The organism is Bacillus sp. FSL W8-1143, from assembly GCF_037965155.1.
GTDB classification, from domain to species: Bacteria; Bacillota; Bacilli; order Bacillales; family Bacillaceae; genus Bacillus; species Bacillus pumilus.
Genome location: NZ_CP150182.1, coordinates 632,103 through 656,798, shown reverse-complemented (window position 1 = coordinate 656,798; position 24,696 = coordinate 632,103). Strand labels below are relative to the sequence as shown.

At 39.4% G+C, this 24,696-nt stretch carries 24 protein-coding genes, 2 riboswitches and 1 other annotated feature; of the genes, 10 read left to right on the top strand and 14 right to left on the bottom strand.

Features of this window, described 5'->3' with window-relative positions; translation table 11 throughout:
* Positions 1 to 56: 56 nt before the first annotated feature.
* Positions 57 to 158: riboswitch (purine riboswitch) on the bottom strand.
* 79 nt (positions 159 to 237) lie between these two features.
* From NSQ36_RS03290 to NSQ36_RS03265, 6 genes are all read right to left on the bottom strand, one after another.
* Positions 238 to 438: an NETI motif-containing protein gene (locus NSQ36_RS03290; RefSeq protein WP_050945708.1), complete on the bottom strand. Its 201-nt coding sequence runs from the start codon at positions 436 to 438 to the stop codon at positions 238 to 240.
* Entirely contained in the window at positions 435 to 989 is a 555-nt protein-coding gene (locus NSQ36_RS03285) for a DUF2179 domain-containing protein (RefSeq protein WP_024424505.1), read from the bottom strand. The genes NSQ36_RS03290 and NSQ36_RS03285 overlap by 4 nt, the downstream gene beginning before the upstream one ends.
* Positions 990 to 1,195: 206 nt before the next feature.
* Positions 1,196 to 1,996: a hypothetical protein gene (locus tag NSQ36_RS03280; RefSeq protein ID WP_251191434.1), complete on the bottom strand. Its 801-nt coding sequence runs from the start codon at positions 1,994 to 1,996 to the stop codon at positions 1,196 to 1,198.
* Positions 1,997 to 2,215: 219 nt separating this feature from the next.
* Positions 2,216 to 3,541 carry an NCS2 family permease gene (locus NSQ36_RS03275; protein ID WP_137055449.1) on the bottom strand — a complete coding sequence of 442 codons (1,326 nt, stop codon included), beginning with the start codon at positions 3,539 to 3,541 and terminating at the stop codon, positions 2,216 to 2,218.
* A 144-nt stretch (positions 3,542 to 3,685) separates the two neighbouring features.
* A riboswitch (purine riboswitch) is annotated at positions 3,686 to 3,787 on the bottom strand.
* A 223-nt stretch (positions 3,788 to 4,010) separates the two neighbouring features.
* Positions 4,011 to 4,553: a hypothetical protein gene (locus tag NSQ36_RS03270; protein ID WP_251191433.1), complete on the bottom strand. Its 543-nt coding sequence runs from the start codon at positions 4,551 to 4,553 to the stop codon at positions 4,011 to 4,013.
* A gap of 595 nt (positions 4,554 to 5,148) precedes the next feature.
* The gene (locus tag NSQ36_RS03265; RefSeq protein WP_226804736.1) at positions 5,149 to 6,045 is read right to left on the bottom strand and encodes a LysR family transcriptional regulator; all 897 of its coding nucleotides are present in this window, start codon (positions 6,043 to 6,045) and stop codon (positions 5,149 to 5,151) included.
* Between the two features lie 101 nt (positions 6,046 to 6,146).
* Here NSQ36_RS03265 and NSQ36_RS03260 point away from each other — a divergent pair, with 101 nt between their 5' ends.
* The gene (locus NSQ36_RS03260) at positions 6,147 to 7,334 is read left to right on the top strand and encodes an MFS transporter (RefSeq protein ID WP_339206760.1); all 1,188 of its coding nucleotides are present in this window, start codon (positions 6,147 to 6,149) and stop codon (positions 7,332 to 7,334) included.
* 18 nt (positions 7,335 to 7,352) lie between these two features.
* Here the strand turns inward: NSQ36_RS03260 and NSQ36_RS03255 are convergent, their stop codons facing one another.
* A complete protein-coding gene (locus NSQ36_RS03255) occupies positions 7,353 to 8,798 on the bottom strand; it encodes a DUF4179 domain-containing protein (protein ID WP_339206758.1) in 1,446 nt (481 codons plus the stop codon).
* Positions 8,767 to 9,312: a sigma-70 family RNA polymerase sigma factor gene (locus NSQ36_RS03250; protein WP_339206756.1), complete on the bottom strand. Its 546-nt coding sequence runs from the start codon at positions 9,310 to 9,312 to the stop codon at positions 8,767 to 8,769. Before NSQ36_RS03250 ends, NSQ36_RS03255 begins: the two co-directional genes overlap by 32 nt.
* A gap of 179 nt (positions 9,313 to 9,491) precedes the next feature.
* On the opposite strand from NSQ36_RS03250, the gene NSQ36_RS03245 reads away from it, so the two are divergent.
* From NSQ36_RS03245 to NSQ36_RS03220, 6 genes are all read left to right on the top strand, one after another.
* Positions 9,492 to 9,677 (top strand): Fe3+ hydroxamate ABC transporter substrate-binding protein, encoded by a 186-nt coding sequence (locus NSQ36_RS03245; RefSeq protein WP_339206754.1) that lies wholly within the window; start codon positions 9,492 to 9,494, stop codon positions 9,675 to 9,677.
* A gap of 4 nt (positions 9,678 to 9,681) precedes the next feature.
* Positions 9,682 to 10,248, top strand: coding sequence for a GNAT family N-acetyltransferase (locus NSQ36_RS03240; protein WP_339206752.1), 567 nt, complete (start codon positions 9,682 to 9,684; stop codon positions 10,246 to 10,248).
* Between the two features lie 18 nt (positions 10,249 to 10,266).
* A complete protein-coding gene (locus tag NSQ36_RS03235) occupies positions 10,267 to 10,719 on the top strand; it encodes a LytTR family DNA-binding domain-containing protein (protein ID WP_065099138.1) in 453 nt (150 codons plus the stop codon).
* A gap of 5 nt (positions 10,720 to 10,724) precedes the next feature.
* On the top strand, positions 10,725 to 11,135 hold the full coding sequence (locus NSQ36_RS03230) for a hypothetical protein (RefSeq protein WP_137055457.1): 411 nt from the start codon (positions 10,725 to 10,727) through the stop codon (positions 11,133 to 11,135).
* Positions 11,136 to 11,230: 95 nt separating this feature from the next.
* On the top strand, positions 11,231 to 11,959 hold the full coding sequence (locus tag NSQ36_RS03225) for a CPBP family intramembrane glutamic endopeptidase (RefSeq protein ID WP_339206750.1): 729 nt from the start codon (positions 11,231 to 11,233) through the stop codon (positions 11,957 to 11,959).
* A gap of 19 nt (positions 11,960 to 11,978) precedes the next feature.
* Positions 11,979 to 12,806: a hypothetical protein gene (locus tag NSQ36_RS03220; RefSeq protein ID WP_339206749.1), complete on the top strand. Its 828-nt coding sequence runs from the start codon at positions 11,979 to 11,981 to the stop codon at positions 12,804 to 12,806.
* A gap of 127 nt (positions 12,807 to 12,933) precedes the next feature.
* Here the strand turns inward: NSQ36_RS03220 and NSQ36_RS03215 are convergent, their stop codons facing one another.
* Entirely contained in the window at positions 12,934 to 13,506 is a 573-nt protein-coding gene (locus tag NSQ36_RS03215; RefSeq protein WP_339206747.1) for a GNAT family protein, read from the bottom strand.
* 13 nt (positions 13,507 to 13,519) lie between these two features.
* Complete coding sequence (locus tag NSQ36_RS03210; protein WP_339206745.1) at positions 13,520 to 14,392, bottom strand: AraC family transcriptional regulator; 873 nt, start codon at positions 14,390 to 14,392, stop codon at positions 13,520 to 13,522.
* A 493-nt stretch (positions 14,393 to 14,885) separates the two neighbouring features.
* Positions 14,886 to 15,150 (top strand) — a binding site (T-box leader).
* Positions 15,151 to 15,206: 56 nt separating this feature from the next.
* Between NSQ36_RS03210 and NSQ36_RS03205 the strand changes: the two genes are divergently transcribed.
* From NSQ36_RS03205 to NSQ36_RS03195, 3 genes are read left to right on the top strand one after another with little or no spacing between them, the layout of a single operon-like run.
* Positions 15,207 to 16,868: a 2-isopropylmalate synthase gene (locus tag NSQ36_RS03205; RefSeq protein ID WP_335356303.1), complete on the top strand. Its 1,662-nt coding sequence runs from the start codon at positions 15,207 to 15,209 to the stop codon at positions 16,866 to 16,868.
* On the top strand, positions 16,869 to 17,948 hold the full coding sequence (locus tag NSQ36_RS03200) for an AraC family transcriptional regulator (protein WP_339206742.1): 1,080 nt from the start codon (positions 16,869 to 16,871) through the stop codon (positions 17,946 to 17,948).
* A gap of 18 nt (positions 17,949 to 17,966) precedes the next feature.
* Positions 17,967 to 18,452, top strand: a complete 486-nt coding sequence (locus NSQ36_RS03195) for a YbaK/EbsC family protein (RefSeq protein WP_310026611.1) — start codon at positions 17,967 to 17,969, stop codon at positions 18,450 to 18,452.
* A 79-nt stretch (positions 18,453 to 18,531) separates the two neighbouring features.
* Here NSQ36_RS03195 and guaA read toward each other — a convergent pair whose 3' ends face one another.
* The 4 genes from guaA to NSQ36_RS03175 form a co-directional block, all read right to left on the bottom strand.
* A complete protein-coding gene (gene guaA / locus NSQ36_RS03190; RefSeq protein ID WP_113386774.1) occupies positions 18,532 to 20,073 on the bottom strand; it encodes a glutamine-hydrolyzing GMP synthase in 1,542 nt (513 codons plus the stop codon).
* 185 nt (positions 20,074 to 20,258) lie between these two features.
* Complete coding sequence (locus NSQ36_RS03185; RefSeq protein ID WP_113386773.1) at positions 20,259 to 22,463, bottom strand: transglutaminaseTgpA domain-containing protein; 2,205 nt, start codon at positions 22,461 to 22,463, stop codon at positions 20,259 to 20,261.
* Positions 22,464 to 22,472: 9 nt separating this feature from the next.
* Positions 22,473 to 23,558, bottom strand: a complete 1,086-nt coding sequence (locus NSQ36_RS03180) for a DUF58 domain-containing protein (RefSeq protein ID WP_236638974.1) — start codon at positions 23,556 to 23,558, stop codon at positions 22,473 to 22,475.
* 101 nt (positions 23,559 to 23,659) lie between these two features.
* Positions 23,660 to 24,622 carry a MoxR family ATPase gene (locus NSQ36_RS03175; protein ID WP_050945682.1) on the bottom strand — a complete coding sequence of 321 codons (963 nt, stop codon included), beginning with the start codon at positions 24,620 to 24,622 and terminating at the stop codon, positions 23,660 to 23,662.
* Between the last annotated feature and the right edge of the window lie 74 nt (positions 24,623 to 24,696).

Below are 24,696 nucleotides of genomic sequence, written 5' to 3'. Positions count from 1 at the left end.
GAAGCAACACAAACCGGGCCATGGTAAGCGCTGTTCGCTTTTGAAACGCCATGTCAGTTTTGTTCACTATCCTGCATAGTCCAGTCATTTACGGTAACTGGGTAGAAACTTATGGGCCATATTCCCAAGATTATATGAGGTTCGTGTTTTGAATTCATGTTTATCTTAACAACGGATGTTCATGATGTCAACGGATTTATCGAACAATCTATGAAGTCGTCGTTTTAATGTTCGGATTTAGACTGTTTTTCCTTCAAATACGATTTTTTTCCCAATCGGAATGATCTGAATCGACCCATTTTCCTTCTTTTCCTGAAAAATGGGCTCCTCCATTCGTCGGACAGGCGCGTAGCCTTCCGCTGCCATCTGGGACAACACTTGATCGATCGTCATGTCGTCTTCCACATAGAATTTCTTCTTCTTTGGTTTTGCGGTCATTCTTTAATTCTCCTTTTCTTCACAGCCTTCACCCAGAAGCCGCCGTGAATCGATTTGGGCTCATATGAAATGATAAATGCCTTTGAATCCAGCGTTTTAATCGTTTCATATAATTGCAGTTCATATTTTCTCGGTGTTAAAATTTGCAATGCTGTCCGGTCTCCTTCAAGACCGCCTGCTACCCAGCTGGTGACACCATATCCTTTTTCTCTCAATTGCCTTGGGAGATCGACATCTAATTCTTTTGTGATCACGTTAACAGTTGTGTAGCCAAGTGCCAGCTTCTCTTCAATTTTCATCCCGACAATGATCCCCATCCCATAACCTAACGCATACGCAATGACATTTTGGATTTGATCTAAGTTATCAAGTACGATACTTAATCCAATCACATAAATCAGCATTTCAATCGTACCAGCAAAAGCTGCTGCGTACCGTCTGCCTTTCATTGTTAAAATCAAACGCATGGTGGAAAATGAAACATAGACAATATTAATCACTAAAATGATCAAAACCATGGTGAACGCATTGGATAAAAGTTGTTGAAGCACGATTCGAACCCCCTGCACTAAAAAATCAAATAAAGCACCCCATATTCTACTAGAGAACATACCTTGATACAATCAAATTTGCGCGAGAAAAACACATATATCTTTCGACAAGAACGGTGGTCTTTGTTACCAAGAGTTTACCCGTTTTTTCCTCTTCTCAACATGAAAACCTCCTTTTTTGAAAAAGGAGGTTTTCAGTGTGTGTATTATCCAAATCGAACAGGCACAAGTGAAGGAATCAAATACTCTCCGACAATGCCCCAGAGCAGTGCAATGATGACAAGCTCCACCAATAAAAAGATCCAGCCAGCATACATCAAATCACCGCGCACCGCTTCATGCTCCGATTGAATCGAGCGAAACAGCACGACCGCAATCAACTGGAGACCAAAAAACATCATCACAGATAAAATGACCGTCACATATGGAATATTCAGCATGGCAAATACAAGCCAAAGGATGGATAAAACCAAAACCGGTACAAGTGCGGCACCAAACTTCATGATCACTTCTTTCAGTGATATGTTTCCTTTTAGCATGTACTTACCGAGTAACCAGACGGTCAGCATCATCAATGTGAGCAGAATGAGTGTAAAGACCGCTACCCTCAAAAAGGCGTCACCAAAAGAGTAATGAATGCCAAAGCCTAATAAACGAGTCTTTGACGCCTTTAATTGAACATAGTTGCCTAAAGCAAAAAACACGCTGAATAACACAATCGAGATCCAGGCATACTTCATCCGTAATGTTTCCGCTTGATTGATGGCCCGGCTCGGTGATTTTAACATCGCAAGTCCATATGAGCCATAGCGCTTAAACGCGCCTCCTACACCTTGCAGCATACGCTGAATGGCAGAACGCTCATCATCCGCTGCTGCTTTTACTTTCGACGTTCTTCCACGTTTTGCAGCGCTTCTGCTAAGGCGGGATTGCCTCGTTTCTTGATCTATTGATGGCTCTTCATTTTTTACGTCTGATGTACTTTGCTCTTCATCTTTTTCTAACATCTCATATCAACTCCTATCCAGCACAATCCTTACAGGCTCATACGAATGACCTGTAAGGATGACTCCTCTTAAAGTAGCGGAGTCTCTCTGTTCAGTCAAGATTCCTTGACGTTCATACGAATAGACGGCTAAAGGGCAGCAGAGGTTTTAAAATGGCAAGAAAATTAGGGCAAAACAAAAAAACAGCAGCTTCCATGAGCTGCTGCTTCAGGCGAACTATTAATGATTTAAGAAAGCAAAGTAGAGAATAAAGATCACAAACAATCCGTACATAATCGGATGTACTTCTTTGGCTTTCCCTTTAAAGATCATCGTAATCGGGTAGAAAATAAAGCCAACCGCAATCCCTGTTGCAATACTGTATGTGAGTGGCATCATAATCATCGTTAAGAACGCTGGTACGGCAATTTCAAAACGATCCCATGCAATCTTCGCAAGCGGAGCGACCATCAGTGCACCAACAATGATTAAAGCAGGTGCTGTCACATTCGAAGTAACGATGGATAAAAGCGGCGAGAAGAACATCGCAAGCAAGAAGAAAATACCTGTCACGACAGCTGCAAATCCAGAACGTGCACCAGCAGCAACACCTGAGCTAGATTCAACATAAGATGTTGTCGTCGATGTTCCAAGAATAGAACCTACAACGATTGAAGATGAATCCGCTAGAAGTGCTCTTCCTGCACGCGGCAGCTCATTATTTTTCATTAAACCAGCTTGGGTTGCAACAGCCACAAGCGTTCCTGCTGTATCAAAGAACCCAACGAATAAGAACGTTAATATCACGACAAGCATTTGAATCGAGAAGATGTCTGGCAAGTGAATCAAGGCTTGTCCAAAGGTTGGAGATAAGCTTGGAATACTTCCCACAATTTGCGTCGGAACTGGTATAAGACCAACAATCATTCCTGCAATAGCTGTCACAAGCATCCCAATGAAGACACCTGCATTCACTCGAAGAACCATTAAAATAACGGTCACTACGATACCAAACACCGTCAATAGAACAGGACCACTATGAATGTTTCCAATCGAAACGAGCGTATTATCATTATTGGCGATAATACCAGAGCCTTGCAGACCGACAAACGTAATGAATAGACCAATACCTGCACCAACTGCCAGCTTCAGCTCAGCCGGAATGGCATTGATGATTTTTTCACGGAAACCTGTTAAAGAAAGGGCAACGAAAATCAATCCTGAAACAAATACACCAGAAAGTGCTGCTTCCCATGTGATGCCCATGCCAAGAACAACCGAGAAGGCGAAAAAGGCATTCAAGCCCATACCTGGTGCAATCGCAATTGGATACCTAGCAATCAGCCCCATCAGAATACACCCTGCGGCAGAGGCTAACGCCGTCGCTGTAAAGACAGCGCCCTGATCAATTCGTAATTTATCTGGAAAATCCGGTACCGACACTAAAGCAAGTGTGATCGGATTGACAAACAAAATGTAAGCCATCGACAAAAATGTGGTTAAACCACCGATGATTTCTCTGCGGTAATTCGTTCCTAACTCATCAAATTGAAAAAACTGTTTCAAGCCAACTGACTCCCTTCATGTCCTTTTGCTTTAGTCTGCCCCATTCACAAGTCAAATAAAAAACGCCCCAACAGTTTTGGGACGCTTGACTACATATGTGAATTCAGACGGTGACATAAAACAAGAACAATGCATGATTTATATCAAACGAGTGTGAATTGACGTAGTCAAGCTATTTACGGTAGCTTGGTAGAAACTTGCGGGCCATATCCCCGCCATTATACGACTTCTATCTATTTGATTTCTGTGTCTATTGTACCAACTTCATTTTTAAAAGACAATATGAAAAGCGAACATTTTTCAAAGAAATGTCCGCTTCATTCGTATTATTACACGAATTTGGAAAATCACATCTAGTTCTTGTTACTTCTTGTCTAAATATTCGAAATTGCCAAGAAACACAGAGAAAGCATGAAAATATAAACTTTCTAACAGGAAAAAATTAATACTATCTCAGAAATTTAGCGCATCACTTTTTAATTAATTCAATACGGTACAATTTATCTTCATTAAAGAAAAATTCTAGGAGAAGCTGTTCATCTTTATCTTGATACTGAATACCTGTTTCATACCCTTCTACAAACCAAAGGTTTTTGTATTCTTTCCCATACGCCTTTACTACATCTTGAAACGTATCGTTAACCTTAATACCTTTTGATGTCTTAATATTTCCATCTTGTGATTCATTAATAATAGAGATAATTTGTTGCTTATTATTAGATGTTACTAAAAAATCTTCATTTCCTTTTTTGGAATATACCACTTCATTTTCAAACGAAAACTGATCATTTTTTTCGAGTTCATTGTTATCTATCTCTTGACCAGTTTTAAAACTGCCTAAAGATTCATTTTCAAGTGAAACTGAATGGAAATTCACAAAAATTAATATAGAAAAAACAATTATTATTATTAAAAAAGGAATACCTATTATAATGATTAATTTCAAATCTATAATCTTCTTTAAAAGCAAAAAAATTAAAAAAAACATTGATAATATTAATAATACACCCATAATTAGCGTAACTCCCAAAATTCTAATACCCCCCCTTCTTTACTTACTAGGTGAGAACCATCCTGTATGTTTATGATAGAGCCTTGAATGCTTAGCAATGTTAGGAGAACATTTGCCGGCTGTACTTTTATTTTTAGTTGAGCAGTAACGGTTATTGGTATAATCTTTTAAACATTTAAAACTTCTAGCTAATGCTACATCACAATCACTTTGAAAAAAATTAATACCTGGTTGTACAAGGAATTCGTTAATTACGACTTTCAATGATTCTAAAATACTAACCTCTGATATTCACATCAACCATTTTGAAAAATTAGCTAATATTAGGAATTTCATCGTATTACCACATTAGTTGAATTCGGGCCGTTATTTATTTTCTCAAAGTTTATTGGGATGTTACGACTTGAATTCTTTCAATCATTAGGCTGCTGGAAACAGTTCGTTGAACAATATTTCCTTCATCTTTTTGATTCCTTTGTCTATTGTACCAAATACCAACTTCATTTTTAAACACAATACGAAAAGCGAACATTTTTCAAAGAAATGTCCGCTTCATTCGTCTTATACACGAATTTGGAAAATCACATCTAGTTCTTTATACACCCTTCTCCAAATCCTTCTCTTTTGCAAAAACTGCCTCGGCTACATGAAAAAACTCTTTCACTGCCGGAGAAGCTTGGGAGAGAGACGGACAGGCGAGCGCAACCTCACGATGATGAGAGACATTCAACTGTCGAATGTGCACAAGCTGCTGCGTTTTTAAAAACAGCTCAGGTCCTATCGTGACACCAAGCCCTTCCCCAACCATACGAGCAATGGTCGTACAATCGTGTACTTCAAATAAAGTAGCTGGCTTCAATTGAGCGTCAGAAAAAATATCCTCTACATGTGATTGATACATGCCAGTCGGCATAATAAATGGTTCATCCGCCAAATCTGTGATGTCTACAATGGACTGCTGGTGAAATCGATGATTCGGATGATAGGCGACCACCATCTCATCTTTGATCAGCGGAAGCAAGTCAAAGGCTTCATCTGCATGACCTTTCACAACAAATCCAACATCAATGATGCCAGAATCTAGCCACTCCAATATTTCTTCATACGTTCCCTCATAAAATTTAAATTCGATTTTCGGATGCTTTTTCTGATAGCTCACAAGCAGTTTAGGCAATAAACAAGCAGATGCACTGGCAAATGTGCCGATACGAATCAAGCCCGTTTCGATATTTTTCGTTAACGCAATTTCCTGCTGGATCTTCTCCACTCTATTTAACACTTCTCTAATATGCGGGAGAAGCGTTTGACCGATATCTGTCAGCATGATGCCCTTTTTTCGATCACGAATGAATAAAGACACACCCCACTCCGTTTCTAAACTCGCCACCGCATGACTCACTGCGGACTGCGTCATATTTAATGCTTCAGCTGCTGCGGTAAAACTGCCAAGCTCGACCACTTTTGCGATGATATCAAAGCGAACAAAGCTCATGAGTATTCACTCATCTCCTTCATGAAAAACATCAATTTTACTTATGTTAGCACGGAATTTAAACTAAAAACAACGTATCAAATTGAAGGAAGGGTTCAAAAATGAAAAACACATCACATCAGCTATTGATTATTCTTTTAGCTGTCGGTTCATTCGTCACAGGCACGTCAGAATTCGTCGTGTCAGGCATTCTAGATATGATTTCTGTTGATTTAAATATCTCTATTCCTGCTGCCGGGCAGCTTATCACCGTGTACTCTCTCTTTTATGCAGTAGGTGCTCTCTTTTTAGTCATGGCAACATCGAGATTGAACCGAAAAAAGGTTCTGTTAGCTGGTATTTTTGTGTTTATTTTAGGCAATGTGGTCGCCTTTTTTAGCCATCACTTTGTGCTGCTCCTGCTATCCCGAGTCATCATGGCGATGAGTGGCGGCTTATATATTGTCGTCGCCACGAATTATGCAGCGCAGATCGCCCCTCCAGAAAAAAAGGGAAGTGCGATGGCAACGGTCATTACTGGTTTTACCGTTTCACTCGTACTTGGTGTCCCTATTGGCACATTTCTATCAGGTCATGTGGATTGGCACTATATTTTTCTCATCATTGCACTAGGTACTGCTTGTCTTTTACTACTGCTTTATCAATTACTTCCACGCATGGAAGGACATTCACATCTGCCATTGAAGCAGCAATTACATCTCCTTCAAGATCGCAGGGTGATCAGCGGATTAGCCACGACCGTCTTTTGGATCTTAGGCTACACAATGGTATTCGCTTATATCTCGCCTTTATTACGACAGACCGCTGGCTTTTCTCTTGAAATGACAAGTATCGCCTTACTCATTTTAGGAATCGCTGCTTTTATAGGCTCACGATTTGGCGGCTTCGCCGTTGATCAATGGGGACCAAACCGAACCATCTCGATCAGCATCATGATCCAGATGCTCGCTCTCTTTGCTTTATTCTTTACGCAATTCTCTACAATAAGTATCTTGATTACGCTTGCCATATGGGGCATCGCTACATGGACGACAACTCCGGCGAAGCAGTTTTACCTCATCTCTCTAAAACCCCAAGCATCAGAAACCGTGCTGAGCTTTAATACAGCGATTATGAATATCGGCATGATGCTTGGATCGTCAATGGGCGGTGTGATTATACAATATACAAATGTCACGAACTTAAGCTGGATTGGCGGTTTAGCCAGTTTTGTTGCATTCATGTTGATTCGGTACTCGTTCCAGCGTAATCGACTGGTCCAAAAGCAGACAAAAAGCGAACATGTGTAATCATGTTCGCTCTTTTATTTATTGACTAGCTTTTGATGTTTCTTTTTTGACTGGAATGGTTACAAGTATATCTTTGTGTGGTGCCAACGTATTCAGAACTGACAAATCAAGATAAAGCCCATAATCCTTAAATGAAAAATGGTTTAATGATAATGTGTCTAACTCCTTCACATCAAAATCAAAAGTGGATTGCATAGAAGCTGTCTTTAAATTGGTCACCTTCGCATTGTTCCCCTTCAAGTAATATCCGTTTTCGTAATTTGCTTCAGGGTCTGACCATGATTTCATCTTTTCAACATCTCCTAATCCAATTGATTCACCGACATTCTTCATCACATCCTCGTCTAATTCTTTTTGATCTACTCCAGTAAATTGATAATCAACGATCACAGAACGCCCTTTTTGCTCCATTTTATTGATTTCAATCCCAATTCCATAGTGTTTTGTCTTAAGCTGAACAGGTAGCTTTGTTTGGAGGGGAATGATTTTGCTTTCTTCATGTTCTACCCACAAAGTAGTGAAAAATGTTAGTTCTGTCGCCTTTGGATCGATTGGCTGATTTAAGATTGTCATATGATTTATCCTAGTTTTTTTGTTTGAAAGTTGTTTTTCCTCAAATCTTGTCCCGGTCTTAAGCCTGTATTCATTTCCTAAATTATCTCTCATTCTATCTATTAGTACCTGATCACCTTTTGCGACACCATTGTAATCAATCGCATATTGAATCACAGAGGAATTCACTCCATTTTCCACCTTTATATCTTTCACTTGATAACGTCCATTTAAAATAGATACTTCTTTTTGTCCTGCTAATAAAGTGGTTTTTTGCTTAACCACAGGTAACTCAAAGCGCCAATTCCCTACAATATCTCCGATTTTCGAAATCACGAGTGGCGCTTTTTGGCCTTGTTTGATCACCTGTCCATTTGTATAGAATTCCATTCGTCCTGCATATCGACCATCTTTTAATTTTTTCAACTCCGGACTATCTATATTCGGTTGGAAATTTCCATTGATCTGATCTGAATCAATCTTGATCGGTATAAATTCTTCTTTTGTATGGAAATTCTCCACAGTAAACGTATAAACAAGCCGCCCGGCATCATAGTACACACTGTTTACTTTCACAGTAACCCCTCTTGATTCAGCCCCCTCATTGACATGCTTCACCACATCACTCTGAAAAAGAGACATTCCTACTTTATCGTGAAACATCATATAAAACTGCCCAATAATCGGGACACGTGCCATTGCTGTATTAAGCGAAGGAAAAAGGAAACCAGATGAAAAATAAAGGACAACAAGGACGATGACTGAGTATATTGGTGTTCTCCAATTCCATGTGAACCAACGTCTTTTCTTTTCCGCTTTCACATCTCCTATTGCTTGGCGAACCGCAGAAGTTACTTCCACCATTGGTACTTCAATCTCATCATAAAGCTTTTTCATTTCTTTTCGTTCCATCGACACTCTCCTCCTTCTCCAACGTTTGCTTTAATAACTTTCTTGCTCGATACAAATGAGTTTTAACCGTTCCTTCAGGCATTCCCATTTGTTCAGAAATCATCGAAATTGAATAATCTTGAAAATAAAACAACTGAATGACTATCTGGTATTGCTCATCTAACACTTCAAGTGCGTTTTTTAAATCGAGCTTGTCTTCCAATAAATCATGACGTTCAATGCTTTCGTGCTGCTGTTCAAACGGAACAACATCTTGCTGTTTTTTCTTCATCGCAAAAATTGTATGAATCAAAATTCTCGTCAGCCAGCTAGAAAAATAAGTCGGTTCTTTTAATCCAGATAGATGCTTAAACGCTTTAATGACCGTTTCTTGAACAGCATCTAACGAATCCTCTTTATTTCTTGTGTAGAGAAAAGCCGTTTTATATAAACGCTCCTGATACATCAGCATTAATTTCTCAAATGCCGGGACATTCCCTTTTTGTGCTTTTTTAATTAGACGCACTTGCTTCATCTCACTCACACCTCCTACACCTGTTAGAGCACGCTTTCTCTCAAACGGTTTCAACAAACGGAAATTTCTTTTACTTAGCATATGTCGGATAAAAATAGAGAAAGTGAAGAATGGAGTCAAAAGAACAAGTTGAATATTTGATATAATGGAAGAAATATCTACAAAAAGGAGTATGTCGATTGTTTCGATTCGAAGAACCCACTTGTGCTAGCTGTCAGAAAAAAATAGAAGGAAACGAAGAAGTGTACGTCAAGCTGGTCTATCCAAAGAGAAGAGGGATGACAGAAGTGAAGGCTTGGTTGAGGAATGAAGGGGTTTTTTATTGTAAGGCATGTACAGAACAAAAGACATCGCATGGAGGATAACCAAATGAACAACATCACCTTTCCAAAATCATTTCCAACAATACATACTGAAAGACTAATCTTAAAACAAGCAACGACCGAAGACGCTAAGGATATGCATATCTATTTATCCAATGAAACCGTGTGCCGCTACATGGGCATTGATGCTCATGAATCCATCGAAGACACAAAAGGAGAAATCAAGTGGTATGACAATATCTTCAAAGAACAAACAGGCATCCGGTGGGGCATTTCTTTAAAAGAAGATCCTGCGATCATCGGCAGCTGCGGCTTTCTCAATCTAGAAAAACAGCACTGCCGCACCGAAATTGGCTATGAATTACACCACGATCATTGGAGAAAAGGCATCATGAAGGAAGCGATTGCTGCGGTGTTACGATATGGATTTCAGGAGATGAATCTGAATCGAATTGAAGCAATCATTGATCCTAAAAATACGTCGTCTGTTCAATTATTGGAGAAGATTGATTTTGTGGGAGAGGGATTATTGAGAGAGTATGAATTGGGTCAAAAGGGGTTCGATGATGTGTATATGTATTCGATTTTGAAGAGAGATTACGAAAAATCCTAATAGACAGAGGAGAAACAAATGAAAACGGATATTCATTTCATCCAAAAGCCGCAATCAGAGTATGTTTCTTTTCACATTTATGAGCTAAATCCTACTATTGAAAAGCTAGTTCAACAAGTGAAGCAATCATCACCCTATTTCCTAGCGCAAGAGCCCACGAAAGAAAGAATGAAGAAGGTCTATTATCACGAGGTTTTATATATAGAAAGCGTCGATAAAAGATCGTTCTTGTATACGTCAGATGGGGTGTTTCTCATAAAGGAAAAGTTATTTGAACTTGAAGAACGGCTTGAAGCGCATGATTATTTGAGGGTATCTAAATCGATGATTCTTAATATTGATCAGATCGCCGCTATTTCTCCTAAAACGAGTGGCCGTTTTGAAGCAAGCCTTATGAATGGAGAAAAGGTAATGATTTCACGTTTTTATATTCAAGCATTAAAAGAGAAGCTTGGGTTACGGAGGAAGTGAACAGGATGAAACGTTATATCACAAATCTTTTGATCACATTTTGTCTGATCTTTACTGCACTCGTATTGATTTACTGTTTCACGTTTGGAACAATGCCCATCTATATTTTACAAGCAATCATGTTCAGTTCCTTTTTTTCAAGCGCCCTGACCTTCTTGCTATATCCAAAACAAACGTACAGCCACAAACGGATTCTTTTTCAACAAATCTTATATATCGTCCTTGTGATGTGTATGATTATGACAACCATCATCATCGTCAGCGGTGAAATCAGTCTCCTTTCGTTCATCGTGAATTTCCTTGTGGTCATGGCATTATTCTTTTTGATGAAGTACCTATTGTATAAAAAAGATCAAGCAACTGCTGAGGAAATCAACGAACTTTTAAAGCAGCGAAAGAAACGAACAACATCTTAAAGTGCATCTTAGGGCTAAATATTGACATGTTAGGAAGATTTAATTGTGACTTATGCTTGATTCCACTACTCTGACGTTAGAGGAGGAATCAAAACATGAAACCAATCACAATCATTCGAAAATCAGTACTTCTACTGTTGTTTTCTTTAATCATCCCAACAAGTGCAGGTGTCTATATATCCATCAAAGAAGTAACCGATCCAACGAACATCTATCTCATCAATGGCTGTGCGATGCTGGCTGGGTGTCTTTTACTTCTATTCATTATTCAAAAAAGTCGTTTTCACTTGAAAGAAATAGGTTTTCGAAAAGGGTCTCTTGGTATGTGGATATTTCCCATCCTTATCATCGAGGCCATTCCATTTATTGCTGGATTAAATAAGGATCTAACCCTTTCTTCCTTTATAGCACTTTGTTTCTTCATGGTGTGTGTCGGTCTGTTTGAAGAAGGAATCTTTCGAGGCATCCTGTTTCAATATTTAAAACAAATCAACTTGAGCACTGCCATATGGGGCTCCGCCGTACTATTCGGCCTCGGTCATTCTGCCAATTTACTAAGCGGAAAAATCCTCACATTAACAGTGACACAAATCATATTCGCCTTTTTATTTGGATTCGTTGCAGCTGAAATTGTGGCACTCACAAACAGCCTGCAATGGGTCGTCCTATGGCACGCGGTGCATAATATCGTGGATCAAATGACAAGTGGGCAAACGCCTATGGCAATGCAAATGCTTTTGCTTTCGTTTCAATGTGTCATCTTACTTGTGCTTGCAGTGGTGTTGTGGAGAAGATTAAGAATGAAAAAAGTGTTCAATAGATAATGAAAAGAGGAGGAAAGAAATGAAGGAGAACACATGGATAGAAGGCTGGTTTGAAAAGTGCGAAGGACTTGAAATAAAGCCTTGGGAATGGGATTTTAAACAAAGTTATATCAAAGAGCCGATACCAAAAGATAAATCATCAATTGAGTTAATATTAGATTATAAAAGTCGTAAACTCAAAGAAATTGGAATCTGTAATGTCACCAAAAAAGCCGGTCGCAAAGCTGACTGTGATAAAGAACCTTTTTATATTTATCAATTACTTTGGAGTACTGAATATGAGCCAAAGCCTAAATCACAGCTTTCTTTAGATCGTCACAATTTGCTCCGTGGAGAAACAATGAATTCGTTCATTACGACTTTCAATCATTCTAAAAAACTAACTTCTGATAATCATCTCAACCATGATTTTGAAAAATTCGCTACTGCCACCCACTGCATTGGGAATTTTACCGTATTACCACATTGGATGAATTCGGGCCGTTATTTATTTTCTCAAGATTATTGGGATGTGACGATGTATTCACTTTTTGAATTCTTTCAACCATTAGGATGTTGGAAACAGTTCGTCAAACGATATTTCCTTCAACCTTATGTGAATAATGATGAAGAATGGACAGTGAGTGAATTTTGGAAAGGTCATTTTGATAGCATAGGAAATTACAATCATTTAAAACCTCAAAATGAACAAGAATTAAGTGAGTACCTACATAAAGTAAATCTTAGGATTGAAGAACGAGGCAAATGGATCATCAAAAAAGTCTGTGAAGAATTAGAGTTACAACACTTCACATTTTATGATGAACTAAAAGATAGACAAATTCGATTTTCAAACGAAATGAAATAAACCTTAAGGAGCGAGCTCAGTGTTCGCTTTTTTATTTTCTAAAAGGAATTCCGAAATACAGAAAAATGAGATCGTAACAAAAAGCCGATATCCTAAACGCCATATCAGCATCATCATGTTCTCGTGCTTATTCACTCATGTAATCCTCCTTCAGCATGCTGTATATTTCTAAATCAACAACTCCTTTGCCTGACCATAAAACAGCTTGTCTAAGCAGTCCTTCTTTGATAAAACCATTTTTCAAAAGGACTTTTTTTGATACCTCATTTGCCGGCATGACCTCCGCTTGAATTCTATTGATATCAATCTCTTCAAACAGAAATTTCACTAGTGTAGAGACAGCTTCTGTTGCGATGCCTTTGCCCCAATGTTCCTCCGCAAAGAAATAGCCAATCGTCACCGCATTCACTTTTTGATTGAGGTCCATTGTTTCGATGATACCAACTAGCGTATGAGGATTATCCTTTTGAAAGATTCCCCATTTCACTCTGCTTTTCTTCGTATAATCCCGTTCGAAATGTCCAATCATTTTTTTTACCGTTTGGAGATTATGTTTGGGAATGATCCCACAATACTGAAAGACTGTGTCATTGTCGTAAATTGAAAATAACTCTGGCAAATGACGCTCTTCCACCTTTTTTAACAATACATTCTTTGACGCAACTACAGGAAAAGTGCCAAAAAGACTTTCTATTTTCATCTCTTAATCCCCCTTATTCCTCGATAGGAATATAGATTTTCATTTTGATATCGTTCGGGCCATTCGAATGTAAGACATCTGTTATTTCAAAATCTGGTCCACTCGTTCTTTCATAATTAGAATTTGGAAGCCAGCTACCATAGATATATCTTCTAGTGTTTTGCACCATTTCATGAGATCCACTCACTTTAAATTCTGCATATCTCCCCTCAGGAATCACTATTTTTACAAACCCTTCATTTAATTCTATATCGGATTCCTCCACTTCTTCCCCTACCACAAACGAAAAACGGCCGTCATCTTGAAAAGAAGTAGATACACCATAAGCCATATGAGGTGCTATTTTCTTTGGAATCTGTTGATAATACTCCTTTTTTCCAAAATCCATATAAAACAAAGGAATATCCGTGAAATATTCCTCATTTTGAAGATTCGTTTGATACTCGTAACCAATGATATAAAAATTGCTTAATTGAGTCATGACAGGTTTATTCATATTGAATTCACTGTCTAGCTTAGACTGGTACGCTAAAAAATCCATTTTGTTTTGTTGCTTTAACACCATTTCTTCTTTTCTAAACCTACCTGGTGTCACCCCAAAGAATTGTAAAAAAGCACGAGTAAACGCTTCTTGAGAACCATACTGGAAAGCAATCGCTATGTGTAAAATGTTCTGCTTTGTCTCTTTCAGTAACCTAGCAGCTTCAGAGAGCCTTCTATTTCTGATATACTCTTGCACAGAAAAACCTGTAATGGCTTGAAACAAACGCTGAAAATGAAACGCTGAAAAGCAGGATTTCGAGGAAATATCCTTTATACATATATTGTTTTGGAGATTCTCCTCAATAAACTCAATCGAATGCTGTATTCTCTCATAGTAATCCATTGTTTCTCCCCCCTCTACCTTTTATTTTATTACTTCCCTCCTCTTTTTTTTGATCATTTGTGCTAATTGTTGATTTTTTAATAGCCTTCCACAAAATAATCATTAAATTTCTCTTACAGAAAGTTTTCTTAATTATTTCTTAAAATGCTTTTCCTCCATTCTTTGATATTGCAACATAGCACAAAAAGTCAAGTTTCTTAAAAATGATTTCCGTTATGCTAAACTCGTAAGGTAAAGATGTGCTCGGTTGTCCTATCAAGAACATGAGAAAACGATTCAAGGACCATTAACATCTGAAAGATGAATTACCGCTTCAAACTCTAGCAAAAAACGCTAGTTATTCTAGATTTCAATTTCACCATTAAAACAGAAGTAAAATAAAATTGAAAATAAAGATAAGACACCCATAGGACAAAAAAAATCAATTGAAAAAGATATCCCTACCACTATCTCTTTTTTGTCATCTTGGTATAATAGAAAAAATCAAAAAAATTAGAATGCGATGATAAGGAATAGTACTTGCCGAAATGTTTTCAGAAAGTTGCTGGTTGATGAGAAGCAATAACAAGAAGGCAGGGAACTCACCTTAGAGTAGCCTTAGTGAAGTGAAAAGGATTGATGTAGTTAAGGTCGGCACCCCACCGTTATATGGGAAGGATATAAGATATAACAATCTGTATCCGAATAAGGGCATGATAATGTATGGTTATCATGAAACAGGGGTGGTACCGCGTAAGATGAAGTCTTTCGTCTCCAAGTTAAATCTTGGAGATGATAGGCTTTTTTTATATTCCAATTACAGGAGGAACCGATGATGTTTAACCACAAAAAATACGAAAAGAAATACTTTTTGCCACCGAACCTTACTTATGATTGGGTGAAGAAAGAAACATTAGAAAGTGCTCCGATATGGTGCAGTGTGGATTTACGGGATGGAAATCAAGCATTACCTATTCCTATGAACTTAGAAGAAAAATTGGAAATGTTTCAGTTACTAGTAGAGATAGGTTTTAAAGAAATTGAAATCGCATTTCCAGCTGCTTCCGATACGGAGTTTAGGCTATTACGGACACTGATTGATCATCATATGATTCCAGACGATGTAACGATTATGGTGATCACGCAAGCGAGAGAGCATATTATCCGCCGAACCTTCGAAGCCATTAAGGGGGTACCGAAAGCGATTGTTCATTTATATAATTCGACTTCAGAAGCGCAGCGCAGACAGGTATTTAAGAAAACAAAAGATGAAATTAAACAAATTGCCATTGATGGAGCTATTTTAGTAAAAGAACTTGCCGAAAAAACAAATAGTGATATTTATTTTCAATATAGTCCAGAAAGCTTTCCAGGAACTGAAGTTGATTATGCGTTAGATATTTGTAATAGTGTTTTAGATATTTGGAAACCGACACCAACTCATAAAGCAATCATCAATATTCCGACAACAGTTGAATATTCAATGCCTCATATCTTTGCAAGTCAGATTGAGTATATACACAAAAATCTGTCTTACCGAGACAGTGTGACATTATCTGTTCATCCTCATAATGACCGCGGCTCTGGGGTGAGTGATGCAGAATTTGGTGTTCTGGCTGGCGCAGAAAGAGTCGAAGGTACATTATTTGGTATCGGTGAACGTACAGGGAACGTAGACTTGATTACCTTGGCAATGAATATGTATTCACAAGGTTATAATCCAAAATTGAATTTCAATAACCTAGAAGCTATTCGGAAAAAATATGAAAAACTAACCAAAATTACTGTTCATGAGAGACAGCCATATTCTGGCGAGATGGTTTTCACCGCATTCTCTGGGTCACATCAAGATGCTATATCTAAAGGTATGAAATATAGAAAGGAAAATCATGTTGATAAATGGGACGTTCCGTATATCCCAGTAGATCCAGTTGACTTGGGGAGGAATTATCAAACGGATGTGATTCGAATCAATAGCCAGTCTGGAAAAGGCGGCATAGGCTATATACTAGAAACAAATTATGGCATTCAACTTCCTTATCAAATGAATGAAGCCATGGGATATGAAGCGAAGAAAGTATCTGATCAGACAAATAGGGAATTGTCTGTCGAAGAAATATATCATGTATTTGAAGAACAGTATGTTGATTTTCACCCTCATTTCCAGGTGCTTGATTATCAATTTCATAAAGGAGAGAAGCAGGAAGTCACCTTAACTTTGCTGAGAGATCATCAACAAATTGAAATACAAGGAACTGGCACTGGAAGTTTAGATGCAATCAGTCATGCGTTAAAAGCTTACTTTAATCTCGAGTATGTTTTGGAAGTCTATGAGCAGAATTCTTTGGGCAAGGATTCTCAAGCAAAAGCCTGTGCACAGATTGGTATTTCATATCAAGGAAAAATGCATTGGGGTGCTGGAATTGATCAAGATATTATTGAAGCAACAGTGAAAGCCCTGGTGGTTGCAGTAAATAGACTAGAGGTTTGGATGTAGATGGAAAAAGATAAACTTGAAAAACATGAAGCGATGCAATATTTAAGAGAATATAACGAGCAAGAAATCTTTTATCAACAATACCAACAGAAAAAGCATGACAATCAATCATTGCAATTATTTTTGAAGGATTATGATCAAAACACTTTCATGCATAAGCAAATATATATAGAAGAATTTTTGCTTAAAGGGCAGAACGAATTTGAAAAAGAGGATACCATGTGGTTAGGTCAGGAGAAAGATATCGAAGTGAGAAAGTATAGCCGTTTTATGCCTCCATTGTCGGCTATCCATGATTTCTTTGAGATGATCTATGTTCTGGAAAATGAGATGTATTTAGAAGTGGAAGATAAAAAAATGACTTTAAAATCAGGAGATATTGCCTTTATTCCACCTGATACAATACACAAGCCAATTGTCATGGAGAATACAATCGCAATCCAAATCATGATCCGTAAAAGTACTTTTCAAAAAGTGTTTTTTAAAATGTTAAAAGGCAATCATGTCATTTCAGAGTTCTTTTTGAATGCATTGTATATAAAAGAAAATAAAAATATTCTTATTTTCCATAGTCGCTTGGATAAAAATTTGCTAGACTGCTCTCTTCAACTATTTACAGAAAATTATAATCGGTTTCCTAGTTACCAATTGATTATGAATAATTTGTTTGAGATATTATTATGCCTCTTATTAAGATTCAAACCAAGTCATATGAACGTAAATCAGGTCAAACAATATAGTGATATACGTATTATTCAAATGCTCCAATATATTCAGCAATGTTGTGAGCATATAACAATCCAGGAGATGGCAGAGGAATTTAACCTTTCACAATCTTATCTGTCTAAATATATAGCTCATAAACTTGGCAAATCATTTAGTGAAATTCGACAAGAAATAAGATTGGAAAAAGCCTGCGAAATGATCACTGGTAGTGATTTAAAAATAGATGATATTGCGACAGCTGTTGGTTATCAAAATGTAGAGCATTTCATTCGTTTATTTAAGAGAAAGTTTCACCTAACACCACATCAATATCGTTTAAATAATAAAGTCGAGCAAACTTCAAATCAATACTAATAAAAAGGAGAAATCATCATGTCGATCAAGAAAGTAAAAGATTATTTTAAACAATATGATATGGATACTCGAATTCAGGAATTTTCAGTATCTAGTGCAACCGTAGACTTGGCTGCTTCTGCATTAGGCTGCGAACCTGAAAGAATCGCAAAAACACTCTCCTTTCTAGTAAATGGACAAGCTATTTTAGTTGTGACCTCTGGCGATGCAAAAGTTGATAACAAAAAATTCAAGGAATATTTTAAAACAAAAGCTAAAATGCTGCCTCCTCATGAGGTCGTTGACTTGGTCGGTCATGAAATTGGCGGAGTATGTCCTTTTGCTATAAAGAATGGCGTTTCTGTTTATTTAGATATTTCACTAAAACGTTTTGAGACAGTTTATCCAGCCTGCGGGAGCAGTAACAGTGCGATTGAACTAACAATAAAACAATTAGAAAAATACTCCGGTTATTCACAATGGATTGATGTGTGTAAGGGATGGAATGATTCATTAACACATTAAAAAGGAAGGAAAAAGTGCAATTAAAAATAAAGAAGAGCTAAAAACCCTTGATACACAAAGGTTTCTAGCTCTTTTATAACTATTCCCACTCAATCGTAGCAGGCGGCTTACTCGTAATATCATACACCACGCGGTTCACATGCTTCACTTCATTCACGATACGAGTTGAGATCTTCTCAAGTACATCCCAAGGGATTCTTGCCCAGTCACTAGTCATACCGTCAATAGATGTAACAGCACGGATACCGATTGTGTAGTCGTATGTTCTTGCGTCACCCATAACACCTACACTGCGGATGTCTGGGAGGACCGTGAAGTATTGCCAGATGTCGCGATCAAGGCCGAAGTTGGCAATTTCTTCGCGTAGAATCGCATCCGATTCGCGGACGATTTCTAGTTTTTCTTCAGAAATTTCACCTAGTACACGGATACCTAGTCCTGGACCTGGGAATGGCTGTCTCCAGACGATGTCGTCAGGAATACCCAGCTCTGAACCTAGGGCACGGACTTCATCCTTGAATAGCGTATTCAAAGGCTCAATCAATTCGAACTGCATGTCTTCTGGAAGACCACCTACGTTGTGGTGAGATTTGATTGTTTGTGCTGTTGCTGTTCCGCTCTCAATGATATCTGTGTAAAGTGTTCCTTGTGCTAAGTAGTCGATTCCTTTTAGCTTGTCCGATTCATCATCGAATACATAGATGAATTCGTTACCGATGATTTTACGTTTTTGCTCAGGATCAGACACACCTTTTAGCTTGTTTAAGAAACGATCTTTCGCATCTACTTTAATCACGTTCATGTTGAAACCTTCGCTAAATGTCTTCATAACCCCTTCTGCTTCGCCTTTGCGAAGAAGACCGTGGTCAACGAAAATACATGTCAGCTGATCGCCGATTGCTTTGTGGATCAATACCGCCACAACAGATGAATCTACACCGCCGCTTAGTGCGCACAGTACTTGTTTGTCGCCTACTGTTTCACGGATTTTCTGCATTTCGATTTCAATGAAGTTCTCCATTGACCATTTGCCATCGCAGTCACACACGCCGAAGACAAAGTTTTTCAATAGGTCATTTCCGTACTCAGAGTGACGAACCTCTGGGTGGAACTGAACGCCATAGAAATTCTTCTCAGCTAAGCTCATCGCTGAGTTTGGACAATGTGCACTTGTTGCATCAACAGTAAAGCCTTCTGGTACTTCAACAACAAGGTCACCATGGCTCATCCAAACGACTTGATCAGTCGGAAGGTCTTTGAATAAAGCAGGCGTTCCATTAATGTGGATATCTGCTTTTCCGTATTCACGCTGGCTTGCCGCTTCTACTTTCCCGCCTAAATAATGAGTCATAAGCTGCATGCCATAGCAAATGCCTAGAACCGGAATGTCTAGATCAAAAATCTTTTCATCACAGCGGAAAGATCCTTCATCATAAACACTGTTTGGTCCGCCAGAAAGGATGATTCCTTTAGGCGCCATTTCTTTAATTTCTTCAGCAGTTAAAGTGTGCGGATGAAGCTCACTGTACACACCAAATTCACGAATACGGCGTGTGATCAGCTGATTGTACTGACTGCCGAAATCTAGAACCAAAATCATTTCATTTACTAAATTTGTCATGGTGTCACCTCTATGTCCAATATAGTTTTTATAAACGCACAGAAAAAATGAGAGGAGAAAACCTGCTCTCAGTGTGAATCACGCTTTTGAAGCGCCCAGACTCACATCCGAACGCTTCAATTTCATGTATTTTAGAAGGTTTTAATATTCACCTATTCTAACAACAGGAAGGTACGCGGTCAAGACTATCTCCTGTTTATTAAATTTTCCCATAACTTCGCCGACTGCCGCCAAAGCGCCGATGCATCTTCTCGTCGATAGAGCGCCCGCTCATAGAGCTGCGTCAGCTCTGACATCCGATGATCTCCATCCTTGTCATCGATCAAAGAAGCGAATTCTCTCAGCGTCATGCCAGGTTTTTTCTCAATTCCTCTGCGTTTCAGCTGCTTTAATAGAGCAGCATACGCATAAAAGAATGCTTCCTCCTCTGGCAGACGTTTCACCTTGCTCACAATAAAGAATGGCAGCCATCTTGCTCTGAATCGATAAAGCAGCCAGCTTATCAATCCTAGAAGGATCATAGCTCCTGCCGCAAAACCAAGGATTGAACCAACATGTACCATATTAGGCTTCGCTTGCGCTGTTTGTTTCTTTGGTTCAGCCGGCTGCGCTGTCTCCTGCTGCTGTGGCTGTTCTGCCTGCTGATCTTCGTTTGTATTAGAGCTAGGCTGATCTTCTTCCTTTTGATCATCATCTGTCTGATCGCTAGAAACCGATTCATTTGTAAAGGTCTCTGGGTTCGTAAACCCTTTTGTCGGTTCGAAGGTCACCCAGCCTCTATTTGGAAAATACACCTCTACCCATGAATGCGCATTGTTATTGGTTACTTCATACACATTGTTTCCATCCATCTGTGTTTCATATAATTGACCTGACGTGTACCCTTTCACCCATCTCGCCGGAATCCCGATCGAACGGAGCATCACAATCATAGAGGATGAAAAATTATCACAGTAGCCGATCATCGTATCAAATAAAAATTGATCCACATAATCTTCATTACGACTAGGCACAGCGACATTTTGCGTTTCATATGAAAACTTCGCTGACCCTAAGTAGTCCTCAATCGCTTTGGCCTTATCGTACATATTATCCTTCGTTTCCGTTAAGCTGTTTGCCAATGTTTTCACTCGCTCTGGCAATGAGGAAGGAAGCTGCAAGTATTCACGGCCAACCTCCTGATTGACCTTTTGCTTTGTCGGTACTTTGATGCTCTGCAAATCCTCAAGGATAAATGTAGGCGATAAGAAGCTGACTTGGTAGTTCCCTAAATTTTTAGGCGGATTTTGAATGGATGGGACGATTTTCTCCGTTTTACCCATTATTTGCAGCGGAATGTTTTCCATTGGCGTCAGCATGATCGTCCCAATCGGATAGACGGCATGATTAAATCGATAGTCCGATTCCATATCGATCCTCGTTTCATGCTCCTCAGTTTTCACACGATTAGTAAACCACCGATTCGGCACATCATGGTCCTTTAGCCGCGTAGGCTTCGTATCATTTGAGGCATCCTCCCAGCCCTTTCCGGTGTAGATGCTCTTTGTTTCGACACGAAAGTAGGACGGCTCCTTACCGATCCATTTAAAGACCGGCGTGCGGTCCTCACTAAACGGTCCGCCAAGCGAAGAATCATCTGTACTATATCCCACCTTATTCTGTCCGGCAGAGCCATCTTGATTCGTCACCGCCTTAAAAAATGGGACAGGATCAGGCCATTTCGGATCAGACTTTGGTAAAGAAGCGCCGAGTGTCGCTGACAGAAGAACGAGCGCCAGCATGGGCAAAAACCACTTTAGGCGCGCCTTCTGCGACACCCGAATGCCTTCAGCCGAACGCAGTCGATCGAAATACAGCAACCCAAGCAAACAAAAACCAAACACCATAATACGAACGATCGCAAAGGTTGCATCATATGGCGTAAACGTATCCAGAATGGTGACATACACAATCGTCATGAGTAAAAAGAAAAAGATACGCTGCTGATAGACCACCCAATAATGAAGCAAGTAGACAAGCAGCCATAACAAAATATAAAACAATAATGTGCGGAAGGAGGGGTACATGTCACTCCACATGCCTGTGCTCATCAAGGTGATATTATCTTTGATATCAGCAAATAATGCAGCCGGATAGCTTGGCTCTGCTTGATAAAAGATCAAATATAAGGCGAGTAGAATCAAGCCAGTACAAATAGGAAACATCACATACCATTTCAAACGAAAGAATGTAAACAAACATGTAAGCCCTATAAAAATGATGAAATAAGACGTATGACTCGTCTCTGTAAAATCTTGAAGCGGTCGAAGCCACTCCCAAAGCAGCAGAAATGCTACAGCATAATAGATGAACAACTCAAAACGGCTTTGCCGCTGATGCGTATGCAGCATAAATGTTTGTCACCTCACAGTTCTTTCGTACAGCCGGTCTTCAAATAAAACGGTCGTGCGTATTCCAGATGCCCTAAGCCGGTCTACAAGCTGTTTTTCTTTTGTCGTGAATCGATCCACGGCTCTCTTCACTAAAAGAACAGTGATGTTCTTTCTGTTTCGATTTCCAAAGAGACTCGCAGCAAGCTCTTCCTGCAGCTGACCCGTGATGACATATTTTCCAGAATGCTGATACTCACTCGCTGCTAACGCCTTATACTCTTGTACGCGAGAAGGGTGATGCTGCACTCTTGTTAAATAATAAAGCATGTCCTGCAAATGAAGTTCTCCTTGATCCACTCGAAAGGCATGCTGATCTCCTAGAGGTACAAGACCTGAAGGCAATCCTTTTTTCACTGCCGATTGTAGGACAGACGCTGCAATAGACACGACGGTCTCAAATACCGCTTCGTCGGTAAAATCAGCAAACACGACAAGATCCTTTGTTTGATTCTGTTCAAATTCCTTCGTCATCAGCTGACCCCTTCTAGCCGTCGTCTTCCAGTCCACCCAAGCAAAACGATCTCCTTGCTGATATTCCCTTACGCCTGTTGTCACATGGGTCGGTTCATTTAACCACGAGTGAACCGCTTTGCCTCCATTTTCATTCAATGACTCAGCAGACTCCACCTGAAGATCGAGCATTTTCGGATAAACAAGCAGCTTTTTTTCTAACGGAATGATGACTTCTTTCTCCACAAAACCAAACATATCACCCGTTTTGATTCGAACTGCTGACAAATGATGTTCTCCGCGCATGACATCATTCAATTGATAGGAAAAACGCCATGTTTTCCGAAACCAAGGAAACAGCATTTGCTTCATTTCAATTTGTTCCTGTAAACGAAAGGTGTCCGGCGGATCATCCTCAATCAAGACGTAAACGTATGGAAATAGATTTGTCCGCTTAATTTCAAGGTCAACAGGCAGCACGTCTCCCGCCTTCAAGCGGGTTTGTTGTAAAGTCCTTTTCACTGTCACTCTCAGCGGAACGAGCGCAAACAGCAAAGCATACAAAGTATATGGTAAAAATGCATAAAAAAGGAACCAGCTCACAAACCCTCCCTGAAACATGGCATAACAAAAGACTGCCGCAGTGAGGATGATAAGCATCATCACCCGTAACCATAATGAAAAAGCGAAACGATGACCTAATTTCATTGAGTCATCGACTTTTGAACTGGCACGCCAATTTGCTCAAGCATTTGTCGCAGCAGTGTCTCCGCCTTCTTCCCTTCATACGTCGCTTCTGAAGTCAAAATCATACGATGCGGTAATGTATATGGCACTAAATACTGTACATCATCAGGAATCACATAATCGCGCCGATTCAACAGGGCATACGCCTGAGCCGCTTTCATGAGGGCGATCGATCCCCTTGGACTCACACCTAAATAAACAGATGGATGCTGCCGCGTCGCTTGTGCAATTTCCACAATATATTCTTTAATGGATACATCCACATGAATAGTCTGAACCGCTTGCTGCAACGCATGGATATGATCCTTGGTCATGACTGCTTGGAGCGTATCAATCGGGGACTGCTTTTCCTGCAAGTTGAGTACCTCCAGCTCCTCCAGCATGGTCGGATACCCCATTTGCAGCTTGAATAAAAACCGGTCCATTTGTGCCTCTGGCAGTGGATAGGTCCCTTCATATTCAACTGGATTCTGCGTAGCCATGACGAAAAAAGGATCAGCAAGCAGCATTGTTTCTCCGTCCACTGTAACACTGCCTTCCTCCATCGCTTCGAGCAATGCCGACTGTGTTTTGGGAGAGGTCCGGTTGATCTCATCAGCCAAAATAATCTGCCCCATAATCGGTCCTTGCCTAAATTCAAATTCATTTGTCTTTTTATTATAAATCGACACGCCTGTTACATCTGAAGGCAAAAGGTCAGGAGTAAATTGGATTCGCTTAAACTCACAGCCAATGGATTTTGCCAAAGCACGAACCATCATCGTCTTCCCAACACCAGGCACATCCTCTAGCAGCACATGCCCCTTCGCCAAAATCGCAACAAGGCTTAATATCGCAATGTCTTTCTTCCCAACCATGACTTTATTGATGTTATCTACGATTTTTTGTAAATCTGAATGCATCGGTTCATCAAATGCCATCCTGATCCTCCTATCACGTTTCCGTTAAATTTCATATAGTCTAACTTTACCATACAACGTGCAATAGCATAAAA

Coding starts and splice junctions, on each gene's coding strand:
- NSQ36_RS03290 (WP_050945708.1), bottom strand. CDS start 438: ATGACCGCAAAACCAAAGAAGAAGAAATTCTATGTGGAAGACGACATG.
- NSQ36_RS03280 (WP_251191434.1), bottom strand. CDS start 1,996: ATGTTAGAAAAAGATGAAGAGCAAAGTACATCAGACGTAAAAAATGAA.
- NSQ36_RS03270 (WP_251191433.1), bottom strand. CDS start 4,553: ATGGGTGTATTATTAATATTATCAATGTTTTTTTTAATTTTTTTGCTT.
- NSQ36_RS03265 (WP_226804736.1), bottom strand. CDS start 6,045: ATGAGCTTTGTTCGCTTTGATATCATCGCAAAAGTGGTCGAGCTTGGC.
- NSQ36_RS03260 (WP_339206760.1), top strand. CDS start 6,147: ATGAAAAACACATCACATCAGCTATTGATTATTCTTTTAGCTGTCGGT.
- NSQ36_RS03255 (WP_339206758.1), bottom strand. CDS start 8,798: ATGGAACGAAAAGAAATGAAAAAGCTTTATGATGAGATTGAAGTACCA.
- NSQ36_RS03250 (WP_339206756.1), bottom strand. CDS start 9,312: ATGAAGCAAGTGCGTCTAATTAAAAAAGCACAAAAAGGGAATGTCCCG.
- NSQ36_RS03240 (WP_339206752.1), top strand. CDS start 9,682: ATGAACAACATCACCTTTCCAAAATCATTTCCAACAATACATACTGAA.
- NSQ36_RS03235 (WP_065099138.1), top strand. CDS start 10,267: ATGAAAACGGATATTCATTTCATCCAAAAGCCGCAATCAGAGTATGTT.
- NSQ36_RS03230 (WP_137055457.1), top strand. CDS start 10,725: ATGAAACGTTATATCACAAATCTTTTGATCACATTTTGTCTGATCTTT.
- NSQ36_RS03225 (WP_339206750.1), top strand. CDS start 11,231: ATGAAACCAATCACAATCATTCGAAAATCAGTACTTCTACTGTTGTTT.
- NSQ36_RS03220 (WP_339206749.1), top strand. CDS start 11,979: ATGAAGGAGAACACATGGATAGAAGGCTGGTTTGAAAAGTGCGAAGGA.
- NSQ36_RS03215 (WP_339206747.1), bottom strand. CDS start 13,506: ATGAAAATAGAAAGTCTTTTTGGCACTTTTCCTGTAGTTGCGTCAAAG.
- NSQ36_RS03210 (WP_339206745.1), bottom strand. CDS start 14,392: ATGGATTACTATGAGAGAATACAGCATTCGATTGAGTTTATTGAGGAG.
- NSQ36_RS03205 (WP_335356303.1), top strand. CDS start 15,207: ATGTTTAACCACAAAAAATACGAAAAGAAATACTTTTTGCCACCGAAC.
- NSQ36_RS03200 (WP_339206742.1), top strand. CDS start 16,869: ATGGAAAAAGATAAACTTGAAAAACATGAAGCGATGCAATATTTAAGA.
- NSQ36_RS03195 (WP_310026611.1), top strand. CDS start 17,967: ATGTCGATCAAGAAAGTAAAAGATTATTTTAAACAATATGATATGGAT.
- guaA (WP_113386774.1), bottom strand. CDS start 20,073: ATGACAAATTTAGTAAATGAAATGATTTTGGTTCTAGATTTCGGCAGT.
- NSQ36_RS03185 (WP_113386773.1), bottom strand. CDS start 22,463: ATGCTGCATACGCATCAGCGGCAAAGCCGTTTTGAGTTGTTCATCTAT.
- NSQ36_RS03175 (WP_050945682.1), bottom strand. CDS start 24,622: ATGGCATTTGATGAACCGATGCATTCAGATTTACAAAAAATCGTAGAT.